Raw genomic sequence first — 18,052 nt, 5'->3', positions numbered from 1 at the left:
AAAAATATAAGAAAAGGATTTAATAATGAAAAAGGTATTTCAACGATCACTGATCGCCTTGATGTGTTCATCTATATTGTTATTGACAGCATGTAACGATGACGATGATCACAAAGACTATCAGCAAATGCCCTCGGTATATCAATCTGAAGTGAAGTATCAGCTGGACTCATTAGATGAGGCCTCACAGATTAATATCATGACGTATCTTATGCCCAATGTTCAAGGTAAGACATCAAAAGCAACAGCATTGGTGATGTTTCCTAAGACACCCCAGCCTGCAGGTGGGTGGAAGACTGTGGTTTGGGCGCATGGAACAACGGGGATTGGCGACAGTTGTGCACCAAGTAATAATGTATTCCATGAAAGGTTTGAAATCCTAGCCAAAAGTCTTCTAGCGGCAGGTTATGTGATCGTCGCACCTGATCACGAAGGTTTAGGAACACCAGGGATACATCCTTACCTCAACTTAGACAGTGCTGCAAACTCTGCGTTATATGCTGTTAAAGCGGTTCAGGAGAAGTACAAAAATGAGCTGAGTACGTCATGGATGTCGATTGGTCAATCTCAAGGTGGACATGCGTCATTGGGCATTGCTGAACATGCAAATCAAAATCCTAACTTCAAAGGTGCTGTAGCAACCGCACCTGCATCAAGCTTGGGTTATATCATCACTCAAGTCGCCCCTCAGGCGATTGCAGGAATTGAAGCTGGCGAAGGGGTGGGTGATGCGTACCCTTATCCTGTTGGCGCGTCTATAGCTGTATATGCAGAGCTATTGGCTTATGCGGCACTAACGGGAGTAGGGATTAAAGCCTATGAACCTCAATTTGACTTGAGTCAGATTTTTCAGGATGACGCAAAACTGATTGCAGAAAAAGCTGAAGGAACCACGGGTGAGAATGGCTTGTGTTTGGAGCCATTAATGGGCGCATTCATGGCTGATATTACTAAGTTTAAGTTGAGTAATCCTGATAAAAAAATTATGGATTACCCAGGGCTTAAAGCTGGTTTTGAGAAGGATCCCGTGATTGCTAAATTCTTAATTGAAAACCAGCCTGCAACCAAGACCATGAATAAGCCGATTTATGTGGTACAAGGTGAAAAAGATACAGCAGTACCTTATCAAGTAACGGCAGAGCTGGTTCGTAAACTCAATGAGGACTTAAAATCTAATCCTAAAGTACTCCTTGAAATTGTAGCAGATGCAAGTCATACCGAGGCAATTGTCAAAAGAAATGCTGAAGTTGTTGCGTTTATTCAAAAAAATATGCCGGCTCAGTAGTTGAATTAATCATGACTGCATAAGTATGGTATAGGTCTAAAAAGAGGGCATAGTTCCTCTTTTTTGTATATTGATGTTTATGAAAGAAAGGCAGCCGATGTGGCAAACTAAAGATCAATCTTTGACGCTTTGATTGCTCCTGATCATTTGCTTTTCATTGAAGAGTTTAAATAGGCATTGAGCGTGTATAGTCATTTTAAACCTTTTTATCACCTTTTAACTCTGAGTAATATTCGTGTATGGAAATCGAAAGTGATTTGTCATGACGAATGTGTATAATTCGAAGGCTAAGCTGAGACCTATAGGGAGACTACATGATCTTCAATATAAGTTCAGGCTGACGAGATCTATATTTCTTCTGTTCAAGCAGTTAAGGGCAAACGGCATGTCTCAATCTCAAAAAATCCCTAAAGCATTTATATTCGGGGTGATAGGAATGATGATTCCTGCCATCATTATCGCGATTGCATTTATGGCTATTCAAAGTGATGCTAAAAATAAGGCTGAATATGATCGCTTACGTGCAGAACAAGCGCAGCATATCACCGATAAAGCTAAATCTGATGCTACATTGGTACATCAACAAGCAACTTCTACAGCACAGATACTAGAATAAAATCACGAGACAATATCTTTTCTTAAAACTTTAATTGTTGGGATATCTGTATAACGATAAACCTGATATCCCGCTTCATATAGCATCGCATCACGTTGTGCATCTTCAACTTCTTTACCGATATGCGATGGATCGTCAAGTTCAATAATCGCGATGACTTTTAATTCTTGATCTAATAATACAAAGTCAGTGACTTTACGATTAAATTTGGATCGAATTTTTAAATGATCATTGGTGATGAGTGCGCTAAAAGCCACTTGCGCCATCACATGATATTGTGGAAAAGCTTCTTTTAGCCGATAAAACATTTTAGTTTCATAACGTGTGATGATGCGCTTTGCATAATATTTTTGCTTAGGGCGATATAGCTGTTGTAGGAAAATAGTTAGTAATGCAAGACTCGCAATACACCCAATGATAAAGAAAGTAATTTGACTAGAATCGAACACGAACGAAATTTCTAATAAGTAGATAAGAAAAAACCCACTCGATGAGTGGGTTTTTAGAATCTTGGCTCTCCAACCTGGGCTCGAACCAGGGACCTGCGGATTAACAGTCCGTCGCTCTACCGACTGAGCTATTGGAGAATCTGGTACGCATTCTAGGGATGAAAAGTAAATGGGTCAAGGATAAATTGCTAAATTCCACATTAAAAAGTATTGTTTGATAAATATTTGATCAGTATTTGCAAGAATGAACAAATTTTATGAAAATTATAACTTGAATGTTTTGAGGATTTTAATTGTATCGAGTGTACTCAATTTTTGTTGGTGCCAAGGCATTCTTGTGCTATTACTAAAAATAAATTGTTAGGGTGAGTAAATGGTAAATAAAGATGTGAAGATTTTAATCGCTGAATTACTTCGTGAAAAAGAATGGGATGAAGTGTATGAAATGTTCCCTACACAAAATGGTCAAGAGCTCAGTGTACGAACCTTAGTCGAGTATATTCAAGATAATTTTAGTGTACATGAAACAGGGGCTGGAAATACTGGTGTGGCTTTAGGTGAAAATGAAATCAATGTGAAATCTGAGTATGCGGTTGTCAGTCGAAGTGATGAAAACTATATTTTGGAATTAATGGACGATAGTCTCGAATTTTCGATACCACTAAATTTTGATGAGTTTTCAACTGTCCAATTTAAATCAATGGATAGTCCTTATTTTCAATGCTTATCTGTAGGTAGTGATGCGCAAGTGATTGCAACTATGAAATTGGTTTTATTTCGTAGTGCTTTAAATATGTACTTGTATGACGCGAAGGATCGTGGGTATTTATGAGAGAGAACGAAGCTAATCTTCGCTTTTTTGGGGGAATTGAATTTTTATGTTGTTGATTATTCGTATTTTTAACATTTAAATAATGGTTTATTTCTTGTTCATTTCTTTGATGCCACGGTTCAATGATTTGATTTTTAATCGAATGGTCAGCTTTTTTTAAAGTGTCATCTAATTGAAAATTTAAAATAGATTAAATGATATTTTTGAGGTAATAGGCGAATTTGCATGATTTCAATGCGGCTCCCTTATCTTGTTTTTGCTGCCAAAAAGCATTTCATATTATTCCGTGATTACCGATCTTTGATTCACGATTTTATTTAATTATATAAAGCACACAAAACAATGGACAAGTATAAAAATAGGTAATACCAATTTTGATTGAACTTTTTAAAGTTAAAAAATATGTTTATGAGTAGACATGAGGTTTCAGTATTTTTATTAATAATTAGATTTTCATGATCTTTTAAGCTTGTCATAAAAAAAGCCCACTTCATCATGAGTGGGCTTTTTAGAATCTGGCTCTTCCACCTGGGCTCGAACCAGGGACCTGCGGATTAACAGTCCGTCGCTCTACCAACTGAGCTATGGAAGAATAGATGGCTCTCCAACCTGGGCTCGAACCAGGGACCTGCGGATTAACAGTCCGTCGCTCTACCGACTGAGCTATTGGAGAATCTGATGCGGATTTTAGAGATGAAAACCAATAAGGTCAACAGCTTAATTCAAAGAAAGTGTACGATTGCTTTATAAATATTCAGATCTGCACCAAAAAATAAAAAATCACCCATAAAGGGTGATTTTTTAAACTAGAAATCAGGCTTTAAGAAAACCTTATTTCTCTACGCCAGCTTCTTGACCAGCATATTTCGCGTTAGCGTAATCCCAGTTTACAAGGCTTTCTAAGAAAGTTTTGATGTAAACAGGACGTGCATTACGGAAATCGATGTAGTAAGCATGTTCCCAAACATCGATTGTTAATACTGCAACTTTGCCATGAGCAAGTGGAGTATCAGCATTTGAAGTTTTAAGAATAGATAAGTTACCGTTTACTTCATCAGCAACTAACCACGCCCAACCTGAACCGAACTGAGTTGTTGCAGCAGCAGCAAATTCTTCAGCGAATTTTTCATAAGAACCGAACGCTTCATCAATTTTAGCAGCTAAAGCGCCAGTTGCTTTACCGCCGCCGTTTTTAGCCATACAGTTCCAGTAGAATGTATGGTTCCAAACTTGAGCAGCATTGTTGAAAATCCCTGCTTTAGATGCATCACCAGCAGAAGCTTCAATGATTTCTTCTAAAGTTTTGCCTTCAAGATCAGTACCTTTAATTAAGTTGTTTAAGTTAACAACATAAGTATTGTGATGCTTGTCATGATGGAATTCTAAAGTTTCTTTGCTGATGTGTGGAGCAAGATCTTCGTAACCGTATGGTAAAGCCGGTAAAGTAATCGTTGTCATGTTTTCAATTCCTTGCATTGTGCTGGGTTTTGACATTAAGTGGCTTTATTGTAATAGATTCTGAGGGCAAATTGCGCATTGCTTATAAATAACAATACAGAATAAAGCCCGAATTTATACGTATAAAGAAAAATGCCAAACGCAGTCTAGATGAAATTAAATCGGGTTATTTAATTCGAAATAACTATACTCAATATTAAACTGTTCTGAAATAGCTTTGGCTAAACGCTGAACGCCATATTTTTCAGTAGCATGGTGACCACAAGCATAATAATGCACATTCAATTCTTGCGCCTGATAAAAGGTGCGTTCACTGACTTCACCTGAAATATAAGCATCACAATTTTGATCAGCAGCTTTATAAATGTAATCTTGCGCGCCTCCTGTACAGAAACCTACTTTGTAAATAGATGTTTTGTCCGAAGGTAAATGGATTGCATCAAAGCCTAAACGTTCAGAAACATACGTTTTAAATGCTTCAGGTGACATTGCTTGCTTTAAATAGCCGATATTCCCAATTGGATGTCGCTCAGTCGGATCAAGTTGTTCAAGATTTCGCAGTTCGAGTAAGTCGGCAATGGCAGCGTTATTACCTAAAGTAGGGTGACTATCTAAAGGTAAGTGATATCCGACCAGAGAAATATCATTTTGAATGAGGCTTTTGATTCTTTTTCCACGCATACCTGTAATGGGGTAGGGCTCGCCTTTCCAAAAGTAACCATGATGTACCAGTAGCATGTCAGCGCCATATGCAATGGCCGCTTCGATTGCAGTTTGGGATGCAGTCACCGCACAGAGAATTTTTTTAACCTCGGGTTTGCCTTCAATCTGCAGTCCATTGGGTGCATAGTCTTTAAATTCGGGCGATTTCAGGTTTTGATCGCACCATTGAATAATCTCGTTTAACGTTGCCATAAATGTCCAAAAAGCTAAGATATTGAGTAAATCAAAACATATTTTTTATTGTAACTAAAGCTGAACAAAAGTCTTTTGTGAAATTTATGTATAAGTGGCAATTTTGATTACAATAAGCAAATAGAAAATGCTTTCGCATCAATAAATTAAATAATTCTTAGAGGTAAATCAAGTGCGCCGGTCCTTTACATGGTTACCATGGGTGTTACTCATTATTGTGATTATCAGTTTTGTTACTTGGCAGAAGGTACATCAGCCGAAAGCGCCAATAGCAGCTGATGGGGTAAAAATGCCTGCTGAAAAAGTTAAGCCTTTGGTGGACACTTCGCGTTCAGGTGGAGTGGTGTCGTATAGTGCTGCGGTTAAAGTGGCAGCGCCAGCCGTGGTCAATATTTTCACCACGCAGAAAGTTAAACAAATGAATCATCCAGTGCTCAATGATCCTATGTTCAGAGAGTTTTTCGGAGATCAATTACCAGAACAATTCAAACAAGGCCCGAATGAGAATAGTTTAGGTTCGGGTGTCATTGTTCGTCCAGATGGATATATTTTGACCAACAATCATGTGATTGCTCAGGCTGACCAAATTGTAGTCGCGTTACAGGATGGCAGACGTGCTGTTGCCAAAGTGATTGGTACAGATCCTGAAAGTGATTTGGCAGTGATTAAAATTGAACTGGATAAATTGCCGGTATTGCCATTCAAATTAAGTGGTAATGAAGTAGGGGATGTCGTCCTTGCGATTGGTAATCCATTCGGTGTAGGGCAAACGGTTACTCAAGGAATTATTTCTGCGACAGGTCGCTCTGATTTAGGGATCAATACCTATGAGGACTTCATTCAAACCGATGCTGCAATTAACCCAGGTAATTCGGGTGGTGCTTTGATTGATGTGGCAGGTAACCTGATCGGTGTTAATACCGCAATCTTCTCGCAATCTGGTGGTTCAATGGGGATCGGTTTTGCGATTCCAGCGAAGATCTGTCAGCAAGTCATGAATGCGATTTTGAAAGATGGTCGCGTCATTCGTGGATGGCTAGGGATTAGTTTGGTTCCACCTAATCAAGAGGATGTACTTAAACCACGTGAAATGGGTGTAGTGATTGCTGATGTACTTCAGAATGGCCCAGCTGCTGGGGCGGGTTTGAAAGTTGGCGACAAAATTATGCAAGTGAATGGTGAAGTGATTAGTTCATCATCACATCTAATTAATTATGTTGCGCTACAAGCACCCAAGACCACGATTAAAATTTCGATCATTCGTAATGAACAACCTATGGATGTAGATGTTGTTGTGGGAGAGCGTAAAGTTCAACATTCGGATGATTCACAATTCATCCCATTGCCGCAACGTTAATCGTCTATATATTAAAATAAAAAAACCCTCTCTGGAGGGTTTTTTTGATTCAAAATGCTATGCGAATAATTAAATTATTCATTAGTATAAAACCATCTATGGAATACAAAGCAATAAAATGAAAACAATAGGATTAATTGGTGGGATGAGTTGGGAGTCGACAGATTTATATTATCAAAAGATTAATCGGCAAATTCAAGCAAAGCGAGGTGGGCTAAATTCAGCGCAAATTATTCTGTACAGTGTCAATTTTCAAATCATTGAACAGTTTCAACGAGAAAGTAAATGGGATGAAGCTGCTACATATTTAGCGAATATCGCTCATAAGCTAGAAGTTGCGGAAGTAGATGTGATTGGTTTGTGTACCAATACTATGCATAAAGTCGCAACTGATATTCAAAAACAATGTTCGATTCCTTTGATGCATATTGCAGATCCAACGATTAGTGCAATTCAAAGTCAAGCTTTAAAGAAAATTGGGCTTTTAGGGACTCAATTTACCATGGAGCAAGATTTTTATATTTCCAAGTTTATTGAAAAGAATATTGAAGTTATTGTTCCAAACTCTAAAGAAAGATTAAATGTTCATCAGATTATTTTTAATGAGTTGTGCCAAGGCATAGTACGAGCAGAATCCAAAAAAGAATTTCTTAAAATTATCCATACCATGATCAATGATGGAACAGAGGGCATCATTTTAGGATGTACTGAGATAGGGTTACTGATACAACAAGAAGATTTAAATATTCCTGTTTTTGATACAACAGAATTGCATGTTAATGCATTGGTGGCATTTGCATTAAATGAATCATAATTTTTGAGAGTCATTGATCAATATTTAAAAACTTAAATTCTTAAATAAAAAAACCAGTGACGAGTCACTGGTTTTTTTTGAACCAATTAGAAATTAGCTTTCTTGCTGAATACCAGCCACTAACCAATCCTGCGTTGAACCAGCAGGTTTAACAAAATGCCAAACTTCTGCAAATGGTTGAGGCAAGCTGTTTAAGTCTTCACTGACAGTACCTGTAAAACGCACGCTTACAACATACTGACCATTTTCAGTTGCAGTATCAGCAACCATCGCATTCAAGTTTGAAAACTCTGCAACATCTTGATCTTGGTTGGCCATGATGTCTTGATACATTGATGAATAAAGATCAGGTGTTAAATAACGCTGAATTTCACTAATGTTGCTTGCAGTATTCATGGATTGAATATGGTTAAAACGCTGACGTGCAATACGCAAAAACGCAGCAGGTTCAGTACCATCAGGAAGCTGACTACCACTGTTGGTATAAGCCGAACCAAAAGGTGCGTTGTTTACAGGTGTAGCACCGAAAGGAGCATTATTCGCAGTATTTCCACCTACGTTTTGACCGAAGATGTTGCTGTTATCGCCTGTAGAGCGTGGTGCATTGGTTTGACCAAATGGTGCAGATGTTGGACCTGCACTATTTGGTGCATACGGGTTATTCGCTGCTAATTTTTTTTTTGCTCCGAATTTACGGAAGATGAAGAATGCAGCACCAGCAATTAAAAGAATCCAGATCCAACTCGGGATCCCACCTTCTTCTTTTTGCTCTTCAGCGACTTGAGCTTGGCTTGCTGGCGCTGTATCGTCAGCCATCGCATTCGCAGCTACTGCACCAATCGCAGCACCTGCAACACCCGCAGCCACCATACCACCTACGCCTGGACCTGATTTTTGAGGTGCAGTCGCTGGAGCGGCAGGTTGTTGAGCTGGAGTAGCTTGACGAGGTTGTTGGTAAGATTGGCTAGGTGCAGCAGAACGGTTCATACCATGACTTTTACCGCCACCGGCACGTTTCGCTTCCGCAAAAGGAGCAACCAATAATGTTGCAGCTAAAATGGCTGTAACCAAACCACGCTGTCGAACTTCCATCTATTTCTTCCTAAACTTAAAAGTGAATTTGTTAGACTGTATATATGCAGTCTTTTTACTGTTTTTTCAATCAATATTCACAATATTTCAATAAATTTTTTTTAAAATATTTTGTAATGATTAAGTGAGTTCATCAGTTAACTGCATCGCTTCATTGAGTGCTTCATGCAAACGTGCAACTGAAATAATTGTGACACCGCTAATACTTTTTTGAGGGGCATTGCCTCGAGGGACAATAATGTATTTAAAGCCATGTTTAATCGCTTCTTTTAAACGTTCTTGACCATTTGGCACAGGACGAATTTCACCTGATAGTCCAACTTCACCAAAAACTGCCAATTGTTGCGGTAGCGCTTTAGAGCGTAAACTGGATGCACACGCCAAAAGCACAGCCAAGTCTGAACCCGTTTCTGTGATTTTTAAACCCCCAACCACATTGACATAGACATCTTGACCAGAGGTTTGAACACCCCCATGACGGTGCATCACAGCAAGTAGCATGTTTAATCGGTTTTGATCTAAGCCCAGTGCAACACGTCGTGGTTGTCCATGGGCGTCATCCACCAAGGCTTGAACTTCGACTAAAAGAGGGCGAGTGCCTTCACGACTGATCATCACCACTGAACCTGGAATGGCTTCATCATAACGACTGAGGAAAATGGCAGAAGGATTTGAAACCTCTTTCAATCCTTTATCCGTCATACCAAACACACCCAGTTCATTCACCGCACCAAAACGGTTTTTCACAGCACGAATCATTCGGTAACGTGAATCAGATTGTCCTTCAAAATATAGGACACAATCGACCATATGTTCTAAAACACGTGGGCCTGCTAAAGCACCTTCTTTAGTGACATGTCCAACAAGGAATAATGCAGTGCCACTGTTTTTGGCAAAGCGGGTTAATAGTGCGGCAGACTCACGAATTTGAGAAACCCCACCCGGGGCAGATTGAAGTGTTTCGGTATACAGCGTTTGAATAGAATCTAAAATGGCAACCGCAGGGCGAACTTGAGCTAAGACTTCACAGATACGTTCAACACATGTTTCAGCCATGACTTTTAAATGGTCTGTAGGGAGGTCTAAACGCTGTGCTCGTAATGCAACCTGCGAAAGTGATTCCTCACCAGTGACATAAAGCGCAGAGCTTTTTGCAGAAGCCATATGTGTTGCTGTTTGTAGCAAAATAGTAGATTTACCAATGCCAGGGTCACCACCAATCAACACTACCGAACCAGTAACCAATCCACCACCAAGCACACGATCAAACTCGCTGATTCCTGTTTGTAAACGAGTTTCATGAGATACAGAAATTTGATTGAGCGTGGTAATAGCTGAGGCTTGACCTGCATAGCCACCTGTTTTAGGTTGCGCTCGATGTGTGACCGCAGGAGCGATAGTAACTTCTAATAAGCTATTCCATGCACCACATTCAGCGCATTGACCAGACCATTTGGGATGATCTGCACCACATTGTTCACAGCGATAGACACTTTTAGCTTTAGCCATAGATTCAAAAAAAATAAAGCAAATTGGTTTTTACAGCATAGCGTTGAATGTTAGTGAAAACAAAGTCTTTCAATTTTAAAAAAGAAGATTGAGACAATCTATGTCGCTTTGATCAATTATGGCTGTCATCTCATAACATACGAACTATAATGGTGATTAGACTAATTTGAATGGAACACGTCATGCCACAATTACTGAAACATATTGATGCGATAGCGCGTGAAAAAAATCGTGATGTGTTATTTATTCATTTTGAGCATTATGAATTCAGTGAAGAGGGTGAGGAAGACACTGATTCAGTTCGAGATATTGTGATCGCTTGGCTTGAGGATCATGGTATTGGCTATGATCTATGCATGGGTCTAGAGCAAGAAGGCCTCGTTGATACTTATGCGGGGGATATTTATATTGATCTACCTTATGATGAATCTAACCCTGCATATCGTGAATTAAGTCTGTATTTAGAAGATGATCAAGGCAATATGATGATTGAGGGTGTTCTCTTCTTTGTTTTGTCATTGGAGCTTGCTTTGGAAATTGAAGCAGAGCGAAAAGTGTCTGAATTAGATGAACAACTTTGGGCGGGTAAGCCTTCTTAAAAAATAGTGATTTTAAACCGATTTAAGTTCTCTTAATTAAAAAAGCCACTTTTTAAAAGTGGCTTTAATTTAATACATTATAGTTAAGATTGTAGTTTTGGAGTCTGGTGTCGGCTTAGTACAGCTCGCCAGTTTTACGTCGAGCAATGAAGTCTTTTGATTCCTTCACAATCACACTAGAAAGAAGCAAGAGTGCGATACAGTTTGGTGCAGCCATTAAACCATTGAAGGTATCGGCAAATAACCAAACAAGATCAAGCGTCACAACACAGCCAATAAATACCGAAGCGATATAGATCAGGCGATAGATCAATACTGATTTTTCACCTAATAGATAGGTGCAACATTTTTCACCATAATAGCTCCAACCTAAAATGGTTGAATAGGCGAAGAAAATAATACCAAATGTCACCACCCAGCCACCAAAACCTGGAAGGAGTTGGTCAAATACGCTAATCGTCAGCACAGCACCCGTTTGATCACCAAAGCTATTTCCAGCCATGATGAATCCCATTACCAATACAATACCTGTGATTGAACAGACGATAATCGTATCGAGAAATGTTCCTGTCATAGAAACTAAACCTTGACGCGCAGGGTGATCTGTTTGTGCAGCAGCGGCAGCAATCGGTGCAGAACCCATACCTGCTTCGTTTGAAAAAACACCACGAGCCACACCGTAACGAATCGCAGCACCAATCGCACCGCCAGCAGCAGCTTCACCTGTAAAGGCATAGGTGAAAATCATTTCTAAGGCAGGAAGAATTAAATGGGTATTGTTTAAAATGATAATTAGACCACCAATGACATATCCTAATGCCATAATGGGAACAATGATTGACGAAGCTTTAGCAATGGTTTTGATACCACCCAAGATGACAAGTGCAGAAAATGCAGTAATGGCAATTGCAGTTATCCATGTTTCAATACCTAAACTATTCTCTACTGCTAGTGCTACTGTATTCGATTGAACAGAACTGCCAATACCAAAGGATGCAAGTGTTCCAAACAACGCAAAGAGCACAGCTAACCATTTCCATTTAGGGCCTAAACCGCGTTCAATGTAATACATTGGACCACCGTTCATTTCCCCCTTTTCATTTTTATGACGATACTTAACGGCAAGTACACCTTCTCCATATTTGGTTGCCATACCAAATAACGCCGTCATCCACATCCAAAATACAGCCCCAGGTCCACCCAAAACGCATGCCGTTGCAACCCCTGCAATATTACCTGTACCAATAGTTGCAGAAAGAGCAGTCATAAGGGATGCAAACTGAGAAATATCTCCTGAGTCTTTTTTATTGGGATGTTTTCCAAACACTTGTTTAAAGGCCAATGGCAACATACGGAATTGCCAAAACAACAGTCTAAAGGTGAGAAATACACCTGTACCCACAATGAGTACCAGCATGTAAGGGCCCCAAACCAGCCCACTTAAGGTTTCCATAATCGATTGTAATTGTTGCATCATTCATCCTTATTCTTGCTAATGTTATTAACTTTCTTCAAAGCAAGGCCTGTGCCACAACTTTGTTTTAATAGCGAAACTCCTTTCGCACTCTTATTTTTGATACTTAACGTATTCATTCTATTAGTTACATATCTATGATTATTTTTCAATCGATTTGTAGGTTGTATCCTTGATGAATCATCGAGTTGTTGCACAAAAAATAGAGGTATAAGAAAAAGGAATAATATTTTGCAAATAAAAAGAAAATTTAGATGGTCACAGATTTCTTTTTGCAATCATCAGTTTTTGGAGTAATTTGACGACTTGAGTACATAAGGTGAACTTAATAATGTCGGATCAAATAACAAATTCGCCTACTGAAGATGGTGATTTACAACGTAGTTTGTCAAATCGGCACTTGCAGCTGATTGCAATTGGTGGGGCGATAGGAACAGGATTGTTCATGGGTTCAGGGAAAACCATTAGCCTTGCAGGACCTTCAATTCTATTTATTTACATGATTATCGGTCTAATGGTTTTTCTCGTCATGCGTGCATTGGGCGAGCTATTACTATCAAACTTGCAATATAAATCGTTTATCGATTTTTCAACGGATCTGATTGGTCCTTGGGCAGGCTATTTTGTCGGATGGACGTACTGGCTGTGCTGGATCACGATTGGTATCGCGGATCTGTCAGCCATTATTTATTATTTACAGTTCTTTAATAATGGTTTGCCCTTTACGCCTCTAGAAGGGGTGTTGATTAGTGTTGCTGCAATCATTTTCATCACAGGTTTAAACCTTGCAACCGTAAAACTCTTTGGTGAGATGGAGTTTTGGTTTGCGATGATTAAGATCATCGCAATTGTGGTATTGATTGCTGTCGGTGCATGGATGGTCTTTACAGGCTTTACATCTACTGCAGGCGAAGTCGCAGCATTTTCGAATCTGTGGAGTCATGGTGGCATGTTCCCAACAGGCTTGGGTGGTTTCTTAGCGGGCTTCCAGATTGCAATTTTTGCTTTCGTGGGTGTTGAGCTCGTCGGTACGACGGCCGCTGAGACCAAAGATCCTGAAAAGAACTTACCAAAAGCAGTGAACTCTATTCCAATTCGTATCATCATTTTCTACGTACTGGCACTCGTGATTGTGATGGCAGTAACGCCATGGAACAAAATTGATCCGTCGATCAGTCCATTTGTAAACTTGTTTAGCCAAGCCGGTATTGCTGCTGCAGCGATTATCATGAACTTGGTAGTATTGTCATCAGTCATGTCCTCTATGAACAGTGGTGTATTTTCAACGTCACGTATGCTGTTCGGTTTGTCTCGTGATGAACAAGGTCCTAAATCATTTGGTAAATTGAATAAGCGCGCAGTTCCTGCGAATGCTTTATATTTCTCTACCGTGTGTCTGTTGGCAGGTGCTGCACTTCAGTACTTTGTTCCAAATACAGTTGAAGCATTTACTTTGGCAACTACCTTGTCAACGATCTTGTTCATTTGTGTGTGGTTGATGATTATTTGGAGCTACATGGTGTATTACAAAACACGCCCTGAACTTCATGCAAAATCAACCTTTAAATTACCTGGTGGATTATTCACCTGTTGGATTGTGATTATTTTCTTTATTGGGATGATCTATGTTCTTTCACTTGAAGCGGATACTTTAAGAGCGCTGATGGTGAGTCCAATCTGGTTTGTGATTTTGATCATTGGTTATTATGGTTTCTTCAAAAAGCGTTTGAATAAATAAAACCAAGATGAAATAAGCTAGGTTCATTTCAATAATACACAGATAAAAACGTCAGCAATGTGCTGGCGTTTTTTTTGACTTATCTTATAAACTCACTGCTTAAACACTTTGGTCGAAAGCTTGATCAATGTATACTTTCCAAAATTTATAGGATTGGGTGAACAGATGCGTATCGCCATTTGCAGCATGGGTTTATTGGCAACGACACTATTAATAGGGTGTGGGCAAACAGGTAATTTGCAGTTACCGACTGATCCGAATTACGATAAACGTGCTCAATACTTACTCTATAAAGATGGTGAAAAGTCAGTCAATGTGCAGCAAAGTGATGCCTCTCGAGCCACTGAAAAAGTTTCATTAGAAAATAAAGATTTAGATAAAGCAGACTTAGAACGCGCAGATAAGCAACCTGCAGCTTCAGACCTTATTGAAACAAATTAATCTCTCGTTACCGCTTCATTGAAAGGATACATTCATGGGTTTTTCTCGTATTGAAGGTGTTTTGCACGCAGAACAATGTTCATTGGATCAACTTGCTCAGCAGTTTGGCACACCACTTTATGTTTATTCAAAAGCATCATTTGAAAAACATTATTTAGATATGGATCGTGCATTTAGCTTTATTGATCATCAAATCTGTTTTGCTGTGAAATCAAATTCGAATATCGCAGTATTGAATGTATTGGCTAAGCTTGGTGCGGGTTTTGATATCGTCACTGGCGGTGAATTGGCAAGAGTTTTGGCTGCTGGCGGTGATGCATCTAAAATTGTATTTTCAGGATTAGGCAAGTCTGAAGCAGATATTCGTAAAGCACTTGAAGTGGGGATTGCATGCTTCAATGTTGAGTCTTATGCAGAACTTGATCGTATTCAAAAAGTAGCGGCTGAATTTGGCAAAAAAGCCCCAATTTCTCTACGTGTCAATCCAGATGTTGATGCAAAAACACATCCATATATTTCAACGGGTTTGAAAGAAAACAAATTTGGTATTCCTTCAGATGCTGTATTTGAAACTTATGCGTATGCAGCCTCATTACCTAACTTAGATGTTGTGGGTATTGATTGCCATATCGGTTCACAGTTGACTGAAACGCAACCATTCGTTGATGCGCTTGATCGTGTAATCGCAATGATTGATCGCTTGAAAACGATGGGTATTACCCTCACTCATATTGATATTGGTGGTGGCCTTGGTGTGACGTATAAAGATGAAGTTCCACCTACAGTTGCTGAATATGCCAATGCAATGAAACCTGCTTTAGAAAAGTTAGGTTTAAAAGTGTATATGGAACCGGGTCGTAGTATTTCTGCCAATGCAGGTGTACTTGTGACTAAAGTTGATTTATTGAAACCCACCAATCATCGTAACTTTGCGATTGTCGATGCTGCAATGAACGATTTGATTCGTCCTTCTTTATACGAAGCGTGGATGGATATTCAAGAAGTAAATGCAAATAACACGACAGAGAAGAAAGAGTGGGATGTCGTTGGTGCAATTTGTGAAACGGGTGATTTCTTAGGTAAAGAACGCCAATTGGCAATTCAAGCCAACGATAACCTTGCGGTATTGGGTGCGGGTGCATACGGTTTTGTGATGAGCTCGAACTATAATTCACGCGGTCGTGCTGCTGAGGTCATGGTAGATGGTGAAGTTGCACACTTGATTCGTGAACGTGAAACAATTGAATCATTGTGGGAAAAGGAACGTTTATTACCTGCGGAGTAAATGACGATGTTATTAGAATTTACAAAAATGCATGGCTTGGGTAATGATTTCATGGTGGTTGATTTGATCAGCCAACGTGCTTATTTGGATACTATGACGATTCGCCGTTTGGCAGATCGTAACTTCGGTATTGGCTTTGATCAATTACTGATAGTTGAAGCGCCTGAGCATCCTAACGTTGATTTTAAATATCGAATTTTCAATGCAGACGGTTCTGAAGTAGAACAATGCGGTAATGGTGTGCGTTGCTTCGCCAAGTTTGTGCATGACCGTAAGTTGACCAACAAAACCAAATTTAAAGTTCAAACCAAAGCAGGCATTGTTGAACCTGAATTGGGTTTAAATGGTTGGGTTCGTGTCAATATGGGTATGCCGAAATTTTTACCGAATCAAATTCCATTCATGGCTGACCAGCCTGCGGATGTTTATGATATCACTTTGTCCAATAATGAAAGTCTGACGATTGATGTCGTGAATATGGGCAATCCTCATGCGGTCACCATTGTTCCTGATGTATTAAAAGCTGACGTCGCAAAGATTGGACCGCAAGTTGAATCACATGAGCGATTCCCAGAGCGTGTGAATGCAGGCTTTATGCAAATTGTGGATGAAAACAATGTACGTCTACGCGTTTTTGAGCGTGGCGTTGGTGAGACTTTAGCCTGCGGTACAGGGGCTTGTGCTGCAGCTGTATCGGGTATGCGCCGTGGTTTATTGTCCAATAACGTGAAGATTGAGCTGGCTGGTGGGACTTTGCAAATCGAATGGAAAGAGGGAGATGTGGTTTGGATGACCGGTCCAACGGCAACCGTCTATGAAGGTCGATTGGATTTAAGATACTTTCAACCTGAGCAATAATGGATAACTGATGAGTTGTTGCTCTGAAAAGCGCTGATTGATCAGCGCTTTTTTATGCGCTCAATATTTCTATATATGCGAAAATTTATGGTTTGAAACGAATACTCTTCCTTTAAACAAAAACTTTGTGAAGATGAATAGTTTGCTAAACTGTATTTCAATTTGATTCACTTAAAAACGAGGAGGGCTAAATGCAACAAGGCGCAATGCAATTGCTCTCTATATGGCTGAAAGAGCGTAAAATTCAAAATCAATCCGAACATACTTTAGATGCATATTTTAGAGATGTATCAGGCTTTATTGATTTTTGTTATGCCAAAAATCTTGAGTTAAATGCGGTTGAGGCTTCTGATTTACGTGAATATCTTACTTATAAAGTGGAAAATGATGGACTGAATTCAACCAGTTTACAGCGTCATCTCACCTCTATTCGTCAATTTATGAAATGGGCGAATGAAGCCAAACATTTACACATGAATCCTGTGAATGACTTTAAAATCAAACGCCAGTCTCGTCCCTTACCCGGGATGATTGATATAGACACAGTCAAACAAATACTGGATCAAAAAGCTCCAGAAAAACCTTTAGAACATCAACTTTGGCTCAGAGATAAGGCGATTTTAGAGTTACTCTACTCAAGTGGATTACGTTTGGCTGAAGTTCAAGGATTGAATATTCGCGATATTGATTTTAGTCGACAACTTGTGCGAATCACAGGTAAGGGGAATAAAACCCGTATTATCCCTTTCGGTTCAAAAGCTCGGGAGAGTTTAGTTGAGTGGCTTAAAGTTTACCAAATCTGGATGGGTAAGTTTGTTCAAGATTCTCCAGTTTTTATTAGTCAAAAAGGCAATGCACTGACACCACGACAAATAGAAAATAGAGTGAAGTTGCAAGCTCAGCGAGCAGGGGTAAGTGTAGATTTACATCCACATTTACTTAGACATTGTTTTGCCAGTCATATGTTGTCAAACAGTGGTGATCTTCGAGCAGTACAAGAAATGTTAGGGCATAGCAGTTTGTCGACGACACAAATTTATACGCAACTCGACTTCGATCGTTTGGCGCAGGTTTATGATCAAACTCACCCGCGCGCAAGTAAAGTTAAAGCCTAAATGAAATCAAAAATTTCAAATTTAAAAAATAGCATTGAGTGCATCTATTGTAAATTTATCACGAGAAAATAAGCTAAAGGATAATTGTTTTACCTAAAAGTCTACTGTATATGTTTTATACAGATTGAAGTGTTGTGGCAAAGTATGCTGCTGAGCTTTCAATCTGAATAAATGGACAGAATCTTCAATACATTAATTGGACTAGTTAGGCTTAA

At 39.3% G+C, this 18,052-nt stretch carries 17 protein-coding genes and 3 tRNA genes; 11 read left to right on the top strand and 9 right to left on the bottom strand.

Annotated features, from left to right (window positions below; genetic code table 11):
* Positions 1 to 25: 25 nt before the first annotated feature.
* Entirely contained in the window at positions 26 to 1,285 is a 1,260-nt protein-coding gene (locus tag AC5YD2_RS03700) for a prolyl oligopeptidase family serine peptidase (RefSeq protein WP_496125021.1), read from the top strand.
* Between the two features lie 385 nt (positions 1,286 to 1,670).
* Entirely contained in the window at positions 1,671 to 1,901 is a 231-nt protein-coding gene (locus tag AC5YD2_RS03695; protein WP_496125020.1) for a hypothetical protein, read from the top strand.
* A gap of 2 nt (positions 1,902 to 1,903) precedes the next feature.
* Here the strand turns inward: AC5YD2_RS03695 and AC5YD2_RS03690 are convergent, their stop codons facing one another.
* On the bottom strand, positions 1,904 to 2,350 hold the full coding sequence (locus AC5YD2_RS03690; RefSeq protein WP_496125019.1) for a DUF2726 domain-containing protein: 447 nt from the start codon (positions 2,348 to 2,350) through the stop codon (positions 1,904 to 1,906).
* Positions 2,351 to 2,412: 62 nt separating this feature from the next.
* Positions 2,413 to 2,488: transfer RNA gene (locus AC5YD2_RS03685), tRNA-Asn, on the bottom strand.
* A 235-nt stretch (positions 2,489 to 2,723) separates the two neighbouring features.
* Here AC5YD2_RS03685 and AC5YD2_RS03680 point away from each other — a divergent pair.
* On the top strand, positions 2,724 to 3,182 hold the full coding sequence (locus tag AC5YD2_RS03680; protein ID WP_496125018.1) for a hypothetical protein: 459 nt from the start codon (positions 2,724 to 2,726) through the stop codon (positions 3,180 to 3,182).
* A 516-nt stretch (positions 3,183 to 3,698) separates the two neighbouring features.
* Here the strand turns inward: AC5YD2_RS03680 and AC5YD2_RS03675 are convergent.
* The 4 genes from AC5YD2_RS03675 to AC5YD2_RS03660 all read right to left on the bottom strand — a co-directional run bounded on the left by AC5YD2_RS03675 (position 3,699) and on the right by AC5YD2_RS03660 (position 5,555).
* Positions 3,699 to 3,774, bottom strand: a tRNA-Asn gene (locus tag AC5YD2_RS03675).
* 5 nt (positions 3,775 to 3,779) lie between these two features.
* A tRNA-Asn gene (locus AC5YD2_RS03670) sits at positions 3,780 to 3,855 on the bottom strand.
* A 158-nt stretch (positions 3,856 to 4,013) separates the two neighbouring features.
* Positions 4,014 to 4,640 carry a superoxide dismutase SodB gene (gene sodB / locus AC5YD2_RS03665; protein ID WP_496125017.1) on the bottom strand — a complete coding sequence of 209 codons (627 nt, stop codon included), beginning with the start codon at positions 4,638 to 4,640 and terminating at the stop codon, positions 4,014 to 4,016.
* Between the two features lie 156 nt (positions 4,641 to 4,796).
* A complete protein-coding gene (locus tag AC5YD2_RS03660) occupies positions 4,797 to 5,555 on the bottom strand; it encodes a Nif3-like dinuclear metal center hexameric protein (protein WP_496125016.1) in 759 nt (252 codons plus the stop codon).
* A gap of 172 nt (positions 5,556 to 5,727) precedes the next feature.
* Between AC5YD2_RS03660 and AC5YD2_RS03655 the strand changes: the two genes are divergently transcribed.
* Both AC5YD2_RS03655 and AC5YD2_RS03650 read left to right on the top strand, forming a co-directional pair.
* Positions 5,728 to 6,912 carry a trypsin-like peptidase domain-containing protein gene (locus AC5YD2_RS03655; RefSeq protein WP_496125015.1) on the top strand — a complete coding sequence of 395 codons (1,185 nt, stop codon included), beginning with the start codon at positions 5,728 to 5,730 and terminating at the stop codon, positions 6,910 to 6,912.
* Positions 6,913 to 7,030: 118 nt separating this feature from the next.
* On the top strand, positions 7,031 to 7,726 hold the full coding sequence (locus AC5YD2_RS03650; RefSeq protein ID WP_496125014.1) for an aspartate/glutamate racemase family protein: 696 nt from the start codon (positions 7,031 to 7,033) through the stop codon (positions 7,724 to 7,726).
* Positions 7,727 to 7,819: 93 nt separating this feature from the next.
* On the opposite strand, the gene AC5YD2_RS03645 is transcribed toward AC5YD2_RS03650, so the two are convergent.
* Both AC5YD2_RS03645 and radA read right to left on the bottom strand, forming a co-directional pair.
* Positions 7,820 to 8,818, bottom strand: a complete 999-nt coding sequence (locus tag AC5YD2_RS03645) for a Tim44 domain-containing protein (RefSeq protein WP_496125013.1) — start codon at positions 8,816 to 8,818, stop codon at positions 7,820 to 7,822.
* Positions 8,819 to 8,938: 120 nt separating this feature from the next.
* Positions 8,939 to 10,327, bottom strand: a complete 1,389-nt coding sequence (gene radA, locus AC5YD2_RS03640; RefSeq protein ID WP_496125012.1) for a DNA repair protein RadA — start codon at positions 10,325 to 10,327, stop codon at positions 8,939 to 8,941.
* A 182-nt stretch (positions 10,328 to 10,509) separates the two neighbouring features.
* Between radA and AC5YD2_RS03635 the strand changes: the two genes are divergently transcribed.
* A complete protein-coding gene (locus AC5YD2_RS03635; protein ID WP_496125011.1) occupies positions 10,510 to 10,926 on the top strand; it encodes a hypothetical protein in 417 nt (138 codons plus the stop codon).
* Positions 10,927 to 11,041: 115 nt separating this feature from the next.
* Here AC5YD2_RS03635 and AC5YD2_RS03630 read toward each other — a convergent pair whose 3' ends face one another.
* Complete coding sequence (locus AC5YD2_RS03630; RefSeq protein WP_496125010.1) at positions 11,042 to 12,400, bottom strand: alanine/glycine:cation symporter family protein; 1,359 nt, start codon at positions 12,398 to 12,400, stop codon at positions 11,042 to 11,044.
* 331 nt (positions 12,401 to 12,731) lie between these two features.
* Between AC5YD2_RS03630 and AC5YD2_RS03625 the strand changes: the two genes are divergently transcribed.
* The 5 genes from AC5YD2_RS03625 to AC5YD2_RS03605 all read left to right on the top strand — a co-directional run bounded on the left by AC5YD2_RS03625 (position 12,732) and on the right by AC5YD2_RS03605 (position 17,837).
* Positions 12,732 to 14,138: an amino acid permease gene (locus AC5YD2_RS03625; protein ID WP_496125009.1), complete on the top strand. Its 1,407-nt coding sequence runs from the start codon at positions 12,732 to 12,734 to the stop codon at positions 14,136 to 14,138.
* A gap of 165 nt (positions 14,139 to 14,303) precedes the next feature.
* Positions 14,304 to 14,579: an LPS translocon maturation chaperone LptM gene (locus tag AC5YD2_RS03620; protein ID WP_496125008.1), complete on the top strand. Its 276-nt coding sequence runs from the start codon at positions 14,304 to 14,306 to the stop codon at positions 14,577 to 14,579.
* A gap of 34 nt (positions 14,580 to 14,613) precedes the next feature.
* Entirely contained in the window at positions 14,614 to 15,864 is a 1,251-nt protein-coding gene (gene lysA / locus AC5YD2_RS03615) for a diaminopimelate decarboxylase (RefSeq protein ID WP_496125007.1), read from the top strand.
* A gap of 6 nt (positions 15,865 to 15,870) precedes the next feature.
* Entirely contained in the window at positions 15,871 to 16,722 is an 852-nt protein-coding gene (gene dapF / locus AC5YD2_RS03610) for a diaminopimelate epimerase (RefSeq protein ID WP_496125006.1), read from the top strand.
* A 221-nt stretch (positions 16,723 to 16,943) separates the two neighbouring features.
* Positions 16,944 to 17,837, top strand: a complete 894-nt coding sequence (locus AC5YD2_RS03605; RefSeq protein ID WP_496125067.1) for a tyrosine recombinase XerC — start codon at positions 16,944 to 16,946, stop codon at positions 17,835 to 17,837.
* The last annotated feature ends 215 nt before the right edge of the window (positions 17,838 to 18,052 follow it).

The sequence above is a fragment of the Acinetobacter sp. CY73 genome, from assembly GCF_059515865.1.
The sequence above is the reverse complement of the archived record's forward strand: the minus strand, read 5'-3'. Positions and strand labels throughout refer to the sequence as shown.

Bases quoted from the DNA above. Each gene is read 5' to 3' on its own strand.
- lysA (WP_496125007.1), top strand. From the start codon at position 14,614: ATGGGTTTTTCTCGTATTGAAGGTGTTTTGCACGCAGAACAATGTTCA.
- AC5YD2_RS03635 (WP_496125011.1), top strand. From the start codon at position 10,510: ATGCCACAATTACTGAAACATATTGATGCGATAGCGCGTGAAAAAAAT.
- AC5YD2_RS03680 (WP_496125018.1), top strand. From the start codon at position 2,724: ATGGTAAATAAAGATGTGAAGATTTTAATCGCTGAATTACTTCGTGAA.
- AC5YD2_RS03630 (WP_496125010.1), bottom strand. From the start codon at position 12,400: ATGCAACAATTACAATCGATTATGGAAACCTTAAGTGGGCTGGTTTGG.
- AC5YD2_RS03650 (WP_496125014.1), top strand. From the start codon at position 7,031: ATGAAAACAATAGGATTAATTGGTGGGATGAGTTGGGAGTCGACAGAT.
- AC5YD2_RS03620 (WP_496125008.1), top strand. From the start codon at position 14,304: ATGCGTATCGCCATTTGCAGCATGGGTTTATTGGCAACGACACTATTA.
- radA (WP_496125012.1), bottom strand. From the start codon at position 10,327: ATGGCTAAAGCTAAAAGTGTCTATCGCTGTGAACAATGTGGTGCAGAT.
- dapF (WP_496125006.1), top strand. From the start codon at position 15,871: ATGTTATTAGAATTTACAAAAATGCATGGCTTGGGTAATGATTTCATG.
- AC5YD2_RS03695 (WP_496125020.1), top strand. From the start codon at position 1,671: ATGTCTCAATCTCAAAAAATCCCTAAAGCATTTATATTCGGGGTGATA.
- AC5YD2_RS03625 (WP_496125009.1), top strand. From the start codon at position 12,732: ATGTCGGATCAAATAACAAATTCGCCTACTGAAGATGGTGATTTACAA.
- AC5YD2_RS03660 (WP_496125016.1), bottom strand. From the start codon at position 5,555: ATGGCAACGTTAAACGAGATTATTCAATGGTGCGATCAAAACCTGAAA.
- sodB (WP_496125017.1), bottom strand. From the start codon at position 4,640: ATGACAACGATTACTTTACCGGCTTTACCATACGGTTACGAAGATCTT.
- AC5YD2_RS03700 (WP_496125021.1), top strand. From the start codon at position 26: ATGAAAAAGGTATTTCAACGATCACTGATCGCCTTGATGTGTTCATCT.
- AC5YD2_RS03645 (WP_496125013.1), bottom strand. From the start codon at position 8,818: ATGGAAGTTCGACAGCGTGGTTTGGTTACAGCCATTTTAGCTGCAACA.